Origin of the sequence: Microbispora sp. NPDC046933, assembly GCF_040644635.1 — a bacterium.
Taxonomy (GTDB): Bacteria; Actinomycetota; Actinomycetes; order Streptosporangiales; family Streptosporangiaceae; genus Microbispora.
The window spans coordinates 107,681-120,986 of sequence record NZ_JBEYWW010000010.1 but is presented as its reverse complement, the minus strand read 5'-3'; the positions used below and the strand labels follow the sequence as shown (position 1 = coordinate 120,986).

Here is a 13,306-nt window from a genome sequence, read left to right as displayed (position 1 = left end):
CTAACGGGCGCTCCGCGCCGGGGCCGTACGCTCCGGCGCGGAGGCGCGGGCGGGAGCCAGCCACCGTTCGCACAGCAGGACGGCGAGCGCCGCGGCGGTCAGGGCGGCGCCCGCCGCGGTCACGCTTCTGACGCCCGAGTGGTCGATGAGCGCACCGCCGAGCAGCGACCCGCCCGCGATGCCGATATTGAAGGCCGAGCCGCTGCCGGCCGAGGCGATGTCGGTACTGCCCGGGGCCACCTGTATCGCGCGGCTCGCGATGGCCGCCGCCAGCGCGCTGAACGACATGCCCGTCACGCAGAGGGCCACCACCGCCACCGGGTGCACGGCGCCGAAGGCGTACAGGGTGAGCAGCGCGCAGGTGATGAGGGCCAAGGGCCCGACGAGGGCCGTCCTGGGCCGGCTGTCGAGCAGCCGGCCGACCACGATCGTCCCCGCGACCCCGGAGATCCCCGACGCGAGGAGCAGCGGGCTGAGCGCGGCCGGGGAGAAGCCGCCGAACTGCAGCAGGAACGGCGTGATGTAGGTGTAGGCGGTCAGGTAGCCGCCCACGCCGATGACGGTGGCCACGATGAGCAGCGCGTAGCGGCGGGCGTCCGGGGTCGCGCCGCGGCCGGGCTCGTGGCCGTCGGAGCCGGCCGCCGCTCGCCGGCCGCCGGGCATCAGCGCCGCCACGGTGACGCATGTGACGAGGCCGACGGCGGCGGTCAGGGCGAACGCGGCCCGCCAGCCGACCTGCTGGCCGAGCCAGGTGCCCGCCGGGACGCCGAGGAGGGGCCCGAGGGAACTGCCGATCGACATCCGGGCAATCGCCCGTCCCCGGATCTCCGGTGGGAACATCGCCGCGGCGGCCGGGGTCGCGACCGACCAGAACAGCGCCTGGGTGGCCCCGACCAGCAGCCGCCCGCCCAGCAGCACCGGATAGTTCGGCGCCACGGCGGTCAGCAGCATCCCCGCGACGAACACGCCGAGCGTGGCGGTGAGCAGCCTGCGCCGCGGCACCCGGTGGGTCAGCCGGGTGAGCGGCAGCGACGCGAGCACCACGACCGCGGCGTAGCCCGTGACCAGCAGGCCCGTCTCGGACGGCGTCCGGTCCAGGTCGGCCGCCATGACCGTGAGCAGCCCGATGGGCAGGACCTCGGCGGTGACGTAGGTGAACGCGCCGACGGCGAGGGCGACCAGCGCCCACGCCGCCCTGCGTTGCGTCGTAAGGTGCACCCGCTCCTCTTTCCCCCGTTTTAGGCCAAAGACGTTCTACCGGACATTCGGGGAAAAGCGGGAATCTTTTCTCAGGGGTTGAAGAAGACCATCAGGAAGAGGATGACGAGCCAGATCAGGGCGCTGATGCCGGCCAGCGCCGCGATCCGCCCGGTCTGCACCTTGGCGTCGTCCTCCGTGGACTCGGTGGACAGCGCCGCGATGGCCGTGCGCTGGTCACGCTCGACGATCACCAGCAGGACAGCCGCCACGACGAACAGCGTCATCGACACAGACAGGTACGGCGCGCCGAGCACGCTGCGGCCCAGCAGCAGGCCGAACAGGAAGACCCCGATCGTGAGCAGGCCGAACAGCCGGGTCGCGCGGTGCAGATACCGCAGCACCGCGACATCTCGCGCCCGGATGTAGCGCGGAGTGACGCTCGTGACCGCCGTGAGCGGACCGAGCGCGAAGATCGCGAACCCTATGTGCAGCCACAGCAGGAAATGGTCGAGAGGCGACATGGGCAGAGGCTATCGCCTGGGCTGATCGGCCCGCAGTCGCCCGGACGCGCTCTTCGCGGGCGCGTCGGACGCCGGGGCGTCGAGCGACTACTTCCGGCGACGGGGGCGGTTGTGGACCGCCATCTCGTACAGCACTCCGGTGAGGATCATGAGGACGATGAGGCCGACTGCTGCGAACATGGGAGCGCTCCTTCCACGGGCATGTGGAACGACCAGCGCGAACAGGGGATGCCTGTCTATCGTCCGCCGATTGCAACCCGGTCGGCAATCGATTATCGATCTGCCGGGCCATGACCGCCGCCGTCTCCCCGCTCGCGGCCCGCCGCCCGCTGCTCTTCGGTCTCCGTCCGTCCTGCGGCTTCGGAACGCGCCCCCGATCGCGTCGATGTGCCTAGCCTGCCCGCATTTCAGGCGGCGAATCGCCCCGCGGCGTCCGTCTACCGGTCCGCCCGCTGCTCGGGATCGGGGGCCCCTCGACCACTCAGCGGGTGCGGCGGGCGCGCAGGAAGTCGCTGACGACGTACTCGCCGAGGCGGTCGGCGCTGGCCGAGAAGACACGGCCGCCGTTGCGCCGGGCGACCTCGTCCACGAACTCGCGCAGCCGGTCGTCGGCGGCCAGCATGAAGACATTGATCGTCGCGCGCCGCCGGGTCATCTTGTCGACCTCGGCGAGCGTCAACGTCAGCGTCTCCTGCGACGGCGGCCACTCGAACCGCGGCACGCCGTTGCGCATCAGGTGCGCCGTCGGCTCGCCGTCGGTCACGACCAGGACCACCGGCTCGAAGTCCGGGTGCCGGTCGAGGTGACGGCCCGCGATCAGCAGGGCGTGGTGCAGGTTGGTGCCCTGGACCATGTCCCATTCGAGCCCGGCCAGTTCGTCGGGCCGCAACACCCGCGCGTAGTTCGAGAACCCGATGATCTGCACCGCGTCCTGCGGGAACTTCGACGCCACCAGCGCCTGGAGGGCCAGCGCGGTCTGCTTGGCCGCCGCCCAGGTGCCGCGCAGGGCCATGGAGTAGGACAGGTCGACCAGCAGGCAGACGGCCGCCGCCGAGCGCCGCTCGGTCTCCACGACCTCGAAGTCGTCCACCGACAGGGCCACCGGCGCGCCGCCGCCCCGCCGTACGCCGTTGACGACCGTACGCACGACGTCGATGGGCTGCTCGTCGCCGAAGCGCCACGGACGGGTCGATCCGGTCGGCTCCCCGGCCGTGCCCGCGTCGCGCTGGTCGTGGTCGCCGCGGCGGCCCGAGTCGAGCGAGGCGAAGACCCGGCGCAGGGCGGTCTCCCCGAGCCTGCGTACGGCCTTGGGCGTGAGCTCCAGCTTGCCGCGGTTGCGCCGCAGGTAGCCCTGGGCCTCCAGCTCGCGCTCGACCTGCCGAAGGGCCTCCAGGTCGTCCACGGCGGAGCGGCCCAGAGCGCGCCGGATGGCGGCCTCGTCGATGTCGTCGAGCCGGGCGCCGGGATAGTCCTGGCGCAGCGCGGTCTCCAGGTCGCCGAGGTCGGCCAGCTCCTGCAGGGCCGTCACGGCGTCGCCCATGCCCAGCGGCTGCTCGCCGGACACCCGTTCCGGGGCGCCCCAGGCGAGGTCGGGACGGCGGGCGTGGAGGGCGTCGCCGAGCCGCCGCATCTGGTCGGCCAGGCCCGCCTGCTCCAGCGTGTGGTTGATCAGCCCGGCCAGCTCCTCGCGCTGCTCCGGAGTGAGCGAGGCGAGCAGCCGCTGCGCGGCGGCGGCGCGGCGCGCGAGCTGGTCCACCAGCTCGTCCAGGTTCCGCGGGTTCTCGGGGAACATGTCCCCGTATTCCTGCATGAACCGGTCGAAGTCATCCTGGGTGTGCTCGCCCCGGGCGTCCCGGTCCAGCATGTCGTTGAGGTCCGACATCATCTGCCGGACCCGCTCCATGGCGGCCGGGTCGGGGTTGGCCAGCGCGTCGCGCATGCCGCGGAACTGGCTGTCGAGGACCTCCCGGCGCAGCAGGTCGCGCAGTTCCTCGAACGTCTGCCGCGCGGCGGCCGACCGCCAGTCGTAGTCGGCCAGCTCCTGGACGGCTCGGGCGGTGTCGGAGGGCAGCGCGTCGAGCATCGCCTCCCGGAACCGGGCGTCGTCGGACGGATCAGGACTGTGTTCTCCCGGGGGGCGACCCCCGGACCCCCGCTGGAGTTCGGCCCGCTCCTGGCCGATCGCCTTGTCGAGCAGCGCGCGCGCGCGTTCCAGCGTGCCGTCGAGCCGGGTGTTGTCCCGCAGCTCGCGGCGGCGCCGCCGCACCTGGCGGAGCAGGTCGTCAAGGCCGCGGCGGTCCGGGGCGCCGGGAAGCCCCCGCCTCAGCAGGTCGCGCAGCGCGTCTAGTGGTGTCGAGCCGGACAGGATGGCGTCGCCCATCTCGTCCAGCGCCGAACGTACGTCGTAGGGCGGAGCCAGCGGATCCGGCCCGTCGTGGTACTCCCGGTAGAAGTAGCTCATGGCCGGGTCACGTCCGGTACACCGTCGCGCCGTCGGTCTCGTCCTTGGACAGCCTGCGCATCAGGTACAGCCCCTCCAGCGTGAACTCCAGCGCAGCGGCGGCGTGGCCTGGCGACTCGTCGCCCTCGCCCATGCCGAGCCGCGTCATGATCTTCGCCAGGCCCTCGACGCGGCCGATCCTGCGCAGCAGCTCGTGGGCCGGCACCAGCTCGCCCGACTCGACCTGCGCGCCCTCGCCGAACCTGTCGAGCAGCGGCGCGAGGTCGGCCCCGCCCAGCGAGGCGCGGAAGGTCTCGGCCGTCGCGCGGCGCAGCAGGTGGGCGAGCACGTCGATCTCCCGCCCCTCCTCGCTGACCTCGAACTCGACCTTGCCGCGCAGCGTGTGGACCACACCGGGCAGGTCGCACACCCGCGTGACGGGCCGTTCCTCCCCGGTCAGCGCGGCCCGCCGTACGGCGGAGGCGGCGGCGGTCTCGGCGGCGGCGATCGAGAAGCGCGCCGACACGCCCGAGCGGGAGTCGACGGCGGTGGACTCGCGGACCAGGCGGGTGAACCGGGCGATCACCTCCACCAGGTGGTCGGGCAGGTCCGCGCCGAGGGCGCCGAGGTCGGCCTCCTGGCGGATCAGGACCAGCTCGTCCTCGACCGTACGCGGGTAGTGCGTGCGGATCTCCGCGCCGAAGCGGTCCTTCAGCGGAGTGATGATCCGGCCGCGGTTGGTGTAGTCCTCGGGGTTGGCGCTGGCGATCAGCAGGATGTCGAGGGGGAGCCGCAGGTTGTAGCCGCGGACCTGGATGTCGCGCTCCTCCAGCACGTTGAGCAGCGCCACCTGGATGCGCTCGGCCAGGTCGGGCAGCTCGTTGACGGAGAAGACGCCCCGGTTTGTCCGGGGGACCAGGCCGTAGTGGACCGTCTCGGGGTCGCCGAGCGTGCGGCCCTCGGCGATCTTGATGGGGTCGACGTCGCCGATCAGGTCGCCGACCGAGGTGTCGGGGGTGGCCAGCTTCTCGCCGTACCGGTCCTCGCGGTGTTTCCACGTGACCGGCAGGTCGTCGCCGTGCGCGGCGGCCAGCCGCCGGCAGCGGACGCAGACCGGCGCGTACGGGTGGTCGTTGATCTCACAGCCCTTGACCACGGGCGACCACTCGTCGAGCAGGCCGGTGATGGTGCGGATCAGGCGGGTCTTGCCCTGGCCGCGCTCGCCGAGGAGCACGAGGTCGTGACCGGCGATCAGCGCCCTCTCCAGATGGGGCAGGACGGTGTCGTCGAAGCCGACGATGCCGGGAAACCGGGTCTCGCCGGCCCGCAGCCGGGCCAGGAGGTTCTCCCTGATCTCGGCCTTGACCGTACGGTATCGGTGTCCACTCTCGCGCAGTTCACGCAGAGTGCTGGGGGCAGGCGTGGGCGATTTGTGCACGGAGTCGAGCCTACGTCCCCATCAGGTGATCCGGCAGGCGGGTTTTCAGGGACGGTTACCGTGAGCGCGACTCAATTCGGCGGGCGGCCCGTGCGTTGACCTCCGTTCAGTGGGGAGAATCGGCCCAAGGAAACAGTCGCGGAGGAAGAGAGGGCGAGACGATGGCGGTATTGACGAGCCGCTTCGCCGACGGTCTCGCCGTGGGCGCCAACCTGGTGGAAGCGGCCGAGACGGCCGTACGCCAGGCGTTGGCCGGTCTGTCGGGTCCGCCAGACTTGGTGTGTTTCTTCATCTGCGGGGACGATCCCGACGACGTGGCCAGGGCGGGACGGCGGGCGATGTCCGTCGCGTCCGGAGCCGACGTGATCGGCTGCAGCGCGACCGGCGTGATCGGTCACGGCCAGGGCGTGGAGCTGACCCCGGCCGTGAGCGCGTGGGCGGCGTCCCTCGGCGGCGCCAGGATCGACACCTTCGCCCTGGAGACGCTCCGGACGGAGGACAGGTTCGTGGTCGTGGGGCTGCCCGAGCGGGTCCCCGACGACCGGGTGGCGATCCTGCTCGCCGACCCCTACAGCTTCCCCACCGACGCGTTCATCGAGCACTCGCACGAGGTGCTGGGCAGCCTGCCGATCGTCGGCGGCCTGGCCAACGGGCTCCAGGGCCGTGGTTCCGTACGGCTGTTCGCCAACGGGGAGGTCCACGACTCCGGCGCGATCGGAGTGATCATCGGTGGCCCCGTGAACGTCGGCACCGTCGTGAGCCAGGGCTGCCGGCCGATCGGGCCGTCCATGGTCGTCACCCGGGCCGAGGACAACGTGCTGCTGGAGCTCGCCGGCCAGCCGGCCCTGGCGCGCCTGGAGGACATCGTCAGCGCCCTTGACGAGGAGGACCGCGACCTGGTCGCCGCCGGCTTACAGATCGGCCTCGCCATGGACGAGTACGCCGAGCGCCACGAGCGCGGCGACTTCCTGATCCGGGGGGTCATCGGCATCGACCCCGAACGCGAGGCGGTGGCCGTCGGCGACGTGATCGAGATCGGCAGGACGGTGCGGTTCCAGGTCAGGGATGCCGAGGCCGCCGACGAGGACCTCTACGAACTGCTCGACGCCCACCTGCGGCAGCACTCCGGCCGGGTCGAGGGGGCCCTGCTGTTCTCCTGCAACGGCCGGGGCTCGGGCATGTTCGGCTCGGCCGACCACGACGCGCTCGCCGTACGCGAGACGCTGGGGCCGATCGGGGTGGCGGGGTTCTTCGCCGCGGGCGAGGTCGGGCCGGTGAGCGGGCACAACCACGTCCACGGCTTCACCGCGTCGCTGCTCGTCTTCTCCTCTGGTCCCGTCTCGGGGACGGACGTGTGAGCGACCTGACTTTGGCCGTGGACATCGGCGGCACGAAGTTCGCGGCCGGCCTGGTGGAGCCGGACGGGCAGGTGGTGGCCGCCGAGCGGGTCGCCACCCCGCAGGGCGCCGACGCCGAGACGCTGTGGCGGACGCTGACCGCCCTGCTCGACCGGCTGGACGTGCCCGCCGCCCTCGCCGGCGTGGGCATCGGCTGCGGCGGCCCGATGACCTGGCCGGAGGGGGAGGTCTCGCCGCTCAACATGGGCGGCTGGCGCGGCTTCCCGCTGCGCGGGAGGCTGGCCGCGCGTTTCCCCGGCGTCCCCGTCCGCATCCACAACGACGCGATCTGCCTGGCCGTCGCCGAGCACTGGCGCGGCGCCGGGCGGGGGAGCGCGGCCATGCTGGGGATGGTCGTGTCGACCGGGGTCGGCGGCGGGCTGATCCTCGGCGGCAGGCTCATCGACGGAGGGACGGGCAACGCGGGTCACATCGGCCATGTGGTGGTCGACCCCGAGGGCCCGCCGTGCGGCTGCGGCGGCAACGGCTGCCTGGAGGCGATCGCCCGCGGCCCCGGCCTCGCCGCCTGGGCGCTCGCCCAGGGCTGGTCCCCGGGCGCTGCGGTCGCTTCAGGGGAGCTCTATCGGGAGGAGGGCACGGCCACCGCGCGCCGGCTGGCCGCCGACGCGGCGGCGGGAGACCCGATCGCGCTGGCGGCGATGGCCCGGGCCGGGCGCGCCCTGGGCATCGCGATCGCCTCGGCCGTCAACCTGTGCGACCTCGACCTCGTGACCGTCGGCGGCGGGCTCAGCCAGGCGGGCGGCCTGCTGTTCGGGCCCCTGGAGGAGGCGTTGCGGGAGCACACCCGGATGGGGTTCGCCGGGCGGGTGCGGGTCGTGCCCGCCGCGCTCGGCCAGGACGCCGGTCTCGTCGGCGCCGCCGCCCTCGTGATCGCCGGAGACAGGTACTGGTCGCCCGGGCTCTGAAGGCGTGTCGCTCCCCGGAACCTGTGATGATTGGCACATGGCTGTCCCACAGGTGACGTACGAGGATGTCGTCGCCGCACGCGAGTCGCTGTCGGAAGTGGCGGCGCTGACGCCCGTCCTGCACTCACGGGTGCTGTCCGAGATCGTCGGCGGCCCGGTGTACCTGAAATGCGAGAACCTCCAGCGGGCCGGGTCGTTCAAGGTCCGCGGGGCGTACGTGCGGATCGCGCGCCTCAGCGAGGAGGAGCGGGCCAGGGGCGTCGTCGCGGCCAGCGCGGGCAACCACGCGCAGGGCGTGGCGCTGGGCTCGTCGCTGGTCGGGGCCAAGTCGACCGTCTACATGCCCGAGGGTGCGCCGCTGCCGAAGGTGGAGGCCACCCGGGCGTACGGGGCGGACGTGATCTTCGCGGGCCACACGGTCGACGAGGCCCTGCGGGCGGCCAGGGAGCACGCGGACCGGACCGGCGCGGTGTTCATCCACCCGTTCGACCACCCCGACGTGATCGCCGGGCAGGGCACGGTCGGCCTGGAGATCCTGGAGCAGCTTCCCGGCACGGCCACGATCGTGCTGCCCATCGGTGGCGGCGGTCTCGCGGCGGGGGTCGCGCTCGCGGTGAAGTCCCAGCGTCCGGGGATCAAGGTGGTGGGGGTGCAGGCCGAGCGGGCCGCGGCCTATCCCGACTCGCTGGCCGCGGGCCGTCCGGTCATGGTCGAGCCCACGTCCACGATGGCGGACGGCATCGCGGTCGGGCGGCCGGGCGACCTGCCGTTCGAGCTGATCCACTACCTGGTGGACAGCGTCGTGACGGTCTCGGAGGAGTCGCTGTCGCGGGCCCTGCTGCTGTGCCTCGAACGCTCGAAGCTGCTGGTGGAGCCGGCCGGGGTGGCGGGGGTGGCGGCGCTGCTCGACCAGCCGCACGCGTTCGAGCCGCCGGTGGTCGTCGTGCTGTCGGGCGGCAACATCGACCCGCTGCTGCTGGCCAGGGTGCTGCGGCACGGCCTGGCGGCGGCGGGCCGCTACCTCGCCTTCCGCATCCGGCTGACCGACCGTCCCGGGGCGCTGGCCGCGCTGCTGGCCCGGCTGGCCGACCTCGGGGCCAACGTGCTCGACGTGGTGCACGAGCGGTTCGGCTCGCGGCTGCACCTGGAGGAGGCCGAGGTGCTGCTGCAACTGGAGACCCGCGGCCCCGCGCACTGTGATGAGGTGCTGAGCGCGCTGCGGCGGGACGGCTACAAGCTGCTGTTCTCCTGAGCCTCTCCTGAGCTGATCGGCCTCGGTCAGGTGACCGGAGCGGGACGCTTGGGCTGGAACAGCCAGGCGTCGAACAGCCCCTTGAGGTTCTTGCCCGAGACGCGCTCGGCCAGCGCCATGAACTCCTGCGTCGTGACGTTGCCGTACCTGTGGGCGTCGGTCCACGCCCTGATCAGCGGGAAGAACTTGTCGTCGCCGATCTCCCGGCGCAGCGCGTGCAGCGCCATCGCGCCGCGGGTGTAGACGGCGTCGCTGAACAGGTCGTCGGCGCGGGCCGCGCCCGGAGGGTAGGCCCACATCGCGTCCCCCGCGTTCGCGTAGTAGCGGCGGAACGCCGAGTCGGCCGTGTACTGGCCGGTGTGCTCCGCCCACAGCCATTCGGCGTACGTCGCGAAGCCCTCGTTCAGCCACAGGTCCCGCCAGCGCCCGACGCTCAGGCTGTCGCCGAACCACTGGTGCGCGAGCTCGTGCGCGATGATCGCGGGCTCGGGGGAGAAGCCGCCGTAGATGGGTTTGGTCTGGTTCTCCAGCGCGTACCCGGCCGCGTAGTCGTCGATCACGCCGCCCGTCGAGGAGAAGGGGTACGGCCCGAACACGGTCGACCAGTAGTCGGTGATCTTCCCCGTCTGCGTGAGGAGCTGGTCGAGCGAGCCGCGGAAGGAGTCGGCGACGGCGACGTAGATCGGCAGGCCCTTGTCGCTCGTGCCGGTGCGGACCTGGAACTTCCCGGTCGTCATCGTGGCGAGGTAGCTCGCCATCGGGTGCTTCTCCCGCCAGACGAAGGTCGTCATGCCCCCCTTGGTCTGCGGCGTCCCGGCCATCTCGCCGTTGGCGATCGCGGTCAGCCCCTCGGGAACGGTGAGCTGGAAGTCGTAGGTCGCCTTGTCCGCCGGGTGGTCGTTCGACGGGAACCAGGTCTTCGCGCCGTTCGGCTCACAGGTGACGAACGCGCCGTCGGCTGTGGGGATGAAGCCGTACTGGCCGAGGTTGGCGGAGTCGCGCATCGGTTCGGGCACGCCCGAGTAGTCGACCGTGACCGCGAACCGGTCGCCGTCCGAGATCCGCCGGGCCGGCTCGATCACGAGCTCGTCCTGGCTGCGGCTGAACGAGGCCGCCGCGCCGTCCACCGTCACCCGGCTCACCGTGAGCCCGTGCAGGTCCAGGTCGAACGACGTGAGGTCCTGTACGGCCTTCGCCTGGATCGTGGCGCTGCCCGCGAGCTTCCTGGACGACGGGTCGTACGACAGGCGCAGGTCGTAGTGCTGGACGTCGTAGCCGCCGTTGCCGTCGCCGGGGAAGTCCGGGTCGCCGATCCCCGGGGCGCCCGTGGTGCCCCTCGACGCGCCCGCACCCGGCGACGCCGGGGCGACCGCCGCCCGGGACGGCACGACCGCGCCCTGGGACGGCGCGCAGGCCGTGGTGGCCCCGACGGCCCCGACGGCCAGGGCACAGATCAGGGCGGAGACCGATCTGCCGGCCCGCACGCCGGTCGGCGTCGTGGGCGGCACTGGGGACGAAGGAAGACGGTGCGTGGACATATGTTTGGCAACTCTACGCGAGGCGGGGGTGTGGTCCGGGTAGTGACTCCGGACGTTTTCCCTGCTAGCCGGGGTCGCCGTGCCTCCGCCGGTGCCCGCGAGCGGGTGCTCGCCGGGTGTCCGCGAAGCGTGCGGGGTGCGTGCCGCCGGGTGTCGGCGAAGCGTGCGGGGTGCGTGCCGCCGGGCGGCCGCGATCTCGCGGGCCTCAGGCGTCCACCACGAGCGTCCGGGCCGCCTTGTCGTGCAGGGCCTGCTTCCTGCGGTCGAACAGGATCCACGCGAGGTTCACCAGTCCGAGGCAGAACAGCCAGCCCAGCACGATCTCCACCGCCTGCCGCACCGCGATCGGCCCGGGACCGGCCGGCTCCCCGGTCTCCCGCACGACGCGCATGCCGAAGAGCCTCTTGCCCACCGTCTGGCCGTTCCAGAACGACTGGAGCAGCCAGTAGTAGAGGAATCCGATCACCCCGACGAGGAGGCCGTTGCCGACCGGGATCCGTGCCACCGCCCCCGTCGTGCCGTCGTACACGACCCTCCAGTTGTCCCAGGTGAGCGGCGAGGTGATGAGCCCGACGAGCACGGCGTCCAGGATCCCGGCGAACAGGCGGCGCCAGCGGCCGGCGAGCCGCGGCGCCGTCTGCCCGAAGGGCGGGGGCGTCCAGGGAATCCTCGGTTCCTCGTACGGGCTTCCCGGAGGCGGCGGTGTTCCCATGGCTGAATGGTCACCCCGCCGCCCTTCGGTCAAAGCCGGGCGCGCGCAAAGGCTGGGGAGTGTCTGGCAAATGCTGCCCGTCCCGAGCGTGGATCCGGGTGGACGCGTCGCAAGGCGGTGCTACGGGCGACGAGGCTCCACCGCGGCGAGGCGCCGGCTGGGCCGCGCGCAGCAGGGCTGAGGTCAGAGGGTGCCGCGGCGCGCCTGCTCGCGCTCGATGGCCTCGAAGAGCGCCTTGAAGTTGCCCTTGCCGAAGCCGAGGGACCCGTGACGCTCGATGAGCTCGAAGAAGACGGTCGGGCGGTCCACCACCGGCTTGGTGAAGATCTGCAGAAGGTAGCCGTCCTCGTCGCGGTCCACGAGGATGCGGCGCTTCTTCAGCTCCTCGACCGGCACGCGGACCTCGCCGATGCGGGCGCGCAGCTGCGGGTCGTCGTAGTAGGAGTCGGGCGTGTCGAGGAACTCGACCCCCGCCTCGCGCATCGCGTCGACCGTCGTGACGATGTCGTTGGTGGCCAGCGCGATGTGCTGCACGCCCGGGCCGCCGTAGAACTCCAGGAACTCCTCGATCTGGGACTTCTTCTTGCCCTCGGCGGGCTCGTTCAGCGGGAACTTGACCTTGCGGGTGCCGTCCGCGACGACCTTGGACATGAGCGCCGAGTATTCGGTGGCGATGTCGTCGCCGATGAACTCCGCCATCTTGGTGAAGCCCATGACCTTCTCGTAGAACTCCACCCACTCCTCCATGCGCTCGACGTTGCCGACGCAGTGGTCGATCGCCTGGAAGAGCCGGCCGTTCTTCACCGCGGGCGGCGCGACGATGGGCTCGGCCGCGACGTATCCCGGCAGGTAGGGGCCGGTGTAGTTGGATCTGTCGATCAGCGTGTGCCGGGTCTCGCCGTAGGTCGCGATGGCCGCGACCACGACCTTGCCGTGGTCGTCCTCGACCACGTGCGGCTCCTCCAGCCCCCGGGCACCCTGCTCCAGCGCGTGGCGGTAGGCCGTCTCCACGTCCGGCACGTCCAGCGCGAGGTCGACGACGCCGTCGCCGTGCTCGGCCACGTGGCGCGCGAGCGGCGTGCCCGCCCGTACGGCGCCGCGCAGCTCGAACCGGGCCGAGCCCGACACGAGGACGTACGCCACCTCGTCGCGGCTGCCCGTCTCCGGCCCCCGGTAGGCCACCAGGCGCATCCCGAAGGCGGTCGAGTAGTAGTGGGCGGCCTGCTTCGCGTTGCCGACCGCGAAGACCACCGCGTCCATGCCGTGAACCGGAAAGACATCGCTCATACGCCAACTGTCCGTTGGCGTAGCCAATTTGTGCAACAGTAAGTTGATTCGGTGGACAATATGCTTAATCATCGACGCATACAAGGGGAAATCGTTATGACGATTGACCACCTCGACGCCCGGCTCGTCGCCCTGCTGGCCGCCGAGCCCAGGATCGGCGTGCTCGAGTGCTCCCGCAGGTTGAACGTCGCCCGGGGGACGGTGCAGGCCCGGCTCGACCGGATGGCCGCGAAGGGGGTGATCACCGGCTACGGGCCGGACATCGATCCGGCCGCGCTCGGCTTCGACGTGACGGCGTTCGTGACGTTGCACATCAGGCAGGTCGCGGGGCACGTGCCGGTGGCCGACCAGCTCGCGCTCATCCCCGAGGTCCTGGAGGTCCACACGATCACCGGCGGGGGAGACATGCTCTGCCGCGTGGTCGCCCGCAGCAACGCCGACCTCCAGCGCGTCATCGACCTGATCGTGGACGTGCAGGGCGTCGTGCGGACCGAATCGGTGATCGCGCTCGACACGCCGGTTCCGTACCGGACCCTCCCACTCGTCCGTGCGGCGGGGGCCTGACGCGTTTTCCACAGCCTCCTTCCGAGGGGCA

General features: G+C 72.0%; 11 protein-coding genes. 4 read left to right on the top strand and 7 right to left on the bottom strand.

All coding sequences use genetic code 11. The annotated features are described in order from the left end of the window. The 4 genes from ABZ857_RS15735 to ABZ857_RS15720 form a co-directional block, all read right to left on the bottom strand. Positions 1 to 1,218 carry an MFS transporter gene (locus tag ABZ857_RS15735; protein ID WP_357043355.1) on the bottom strand — a complete coding sequence of 406 codons (1,218 nt, stop codon included), beginning with the start codon at positions 1,216 to 1,218 and terminating at the stop codon, positions 1 to 3. Positions 1,219 to 1,289: 71 nt separating this feature from the next. Beyond that, the gene (locus ABZ857_RS15730) at positions 1,290 to 1,721 is read right to left on the bottom strand and encodes a hypothetical protein (RefSeq protein ID WP_357043353.1); all 432 of its coding nucleotides are present in this window, start codon (positions 1,719 to 1,721) and stop codon (positions 1,290 to 1,292) included. 481 nt (positions 1,722 to 2,202) lie between these two features. Beyond that, a complete protein-coding gene (locus ABZ857_RS15725; protein WP_357043351.1) occupies positions 2,203 to 4,182 on the bottom strand; it encodes a hypothetical protein in 1,980 nt (659 codons plus the stop codon). A gap of 7 nt (positions 4,183 to 4,189) precedes the next feature. Then, positions 4,190 to 5,599, bottom strand: a complete 1,410-nt coding sequence (locus ABZ857_RS15720; protein ID WP_357043349.1) for a sigma 54-interacting transcriptional regulator — start codon at positions 5,597 to 5,599, stop codon at positions 4,190 to 4,192. 161 nt (positions 5,600 to 5,760) lie between these two features. Here ABZ857_RS15720 and ABZ857_RS15715 point away from each other — a divergent pair, with 161 nt between their 5' ends. From ABZ857_RS15715 to ilvA, 3 genes are read left to right on the top strand one after another with little or no spacing between them, the layout of a single operon-like run. Further along, positions 5,761 to 6,957, top strand: a complete 1,197-nt coding sequence (locus ABZ857_RS15715) for an FIST N-terminal domain-containing protein (RefSeq protein WP_357043348.1) — start codon at positions 5,761 to 5,763, stop codon at positions 6,955 to 6,957. Next, entirely contained in the window at positions 6,954 to 7,922 is a 969-nt protein-coding gene (locus tag ABZ857_RS15710; protein ID WP_357043346.1) for an ROK family protein, read from the top strand. Before ABZ857_RS15715 ends, ABZ857_RS15710 begins: the two co-directional genes overlap by 4 nt. Positions 7,923 to 7,959: 37 nt before the next feature. Then, positions 7,960 to 9,174 carry a threonine ammonia-lyase gene (ilvA, locus tag ABZ857_RS15705; protein ID WP_357043344.1) on the top strand — a complete coding sequence of 405 codons (1,215 nt, stop codon included), beginning with the start codon at positions 7,960 to 7,962 and terminating at the stop codon, positions 9,172 to 9,174. A 26-nt stretch (positions 9,175 to 9,200) separates the two neighbouring features. On the opposite strand, the gene ABZ857_RS15700 is transcribed toward ilvA, so the two are convergent. The 3 genes from ABZ857_RS15700 to hppD form a co-directional block, all read right to left on the bottom strand. Continuing rightward, on the bottom strand, positions 9,201 to 10,712 hold the full coding sequence (locus ABZ857_RS15700) for a M1 family metallopeptidase (RefSeq protein ID WP_357043342.1): 1,512 nt from the start codon (positions 10,710 to 10,712) through the stop codon (positions 9,201 to 9,203). A gap of 205 nt (positions 10,713 to 10,917) precedes the next feature. Further along, positions 10,918 to 11,424 (bottom strand): RDD family protein, encoded by a 507-nt coding sequence (locus tag ABZ857_RS15695; protein WP_357043340.1) that lies wholly within the window; start codon positions 11,422 to 11,424, stop codon positions 10,918 to 10,920. A gap of 183 nt (positions 11,425 to 11,607) precedes the next feature. Next, positions 11,608 to 12,711 (bottom strand): 4-hydroxyphenylpyruvate dioxygenase, encoded by a 1,104-nt coding sequence (gene hppD, locus ABZ857_RS15690; protein ID WP_357043338.1) that lies wholly within the window; start codon positions 12,709 to 12,711, stop codon positions 11,608 to 11,610. Positions 12,712 to 12,807: 96 nt separating this feature from the next. Here hppD and ABZ857_RS15685 point away from each other — a divergent pair, with 96 nt between their 5' ends. Beyond that, positions 12,808 to 13,275 (top strand): Lrp/AsnC family transcriptional regulator, encoded by a 468-nt coding sequence (locus ABZ857_RS15685; RefSeq protein ID WP_357043336.1) that lies wholly within the window; start codon positions 12,808 to 12,810, stop codon positions 13,273 to 13,275. Positions 13,276 to 13,306 lie beyond the last annotated feature (31 nt).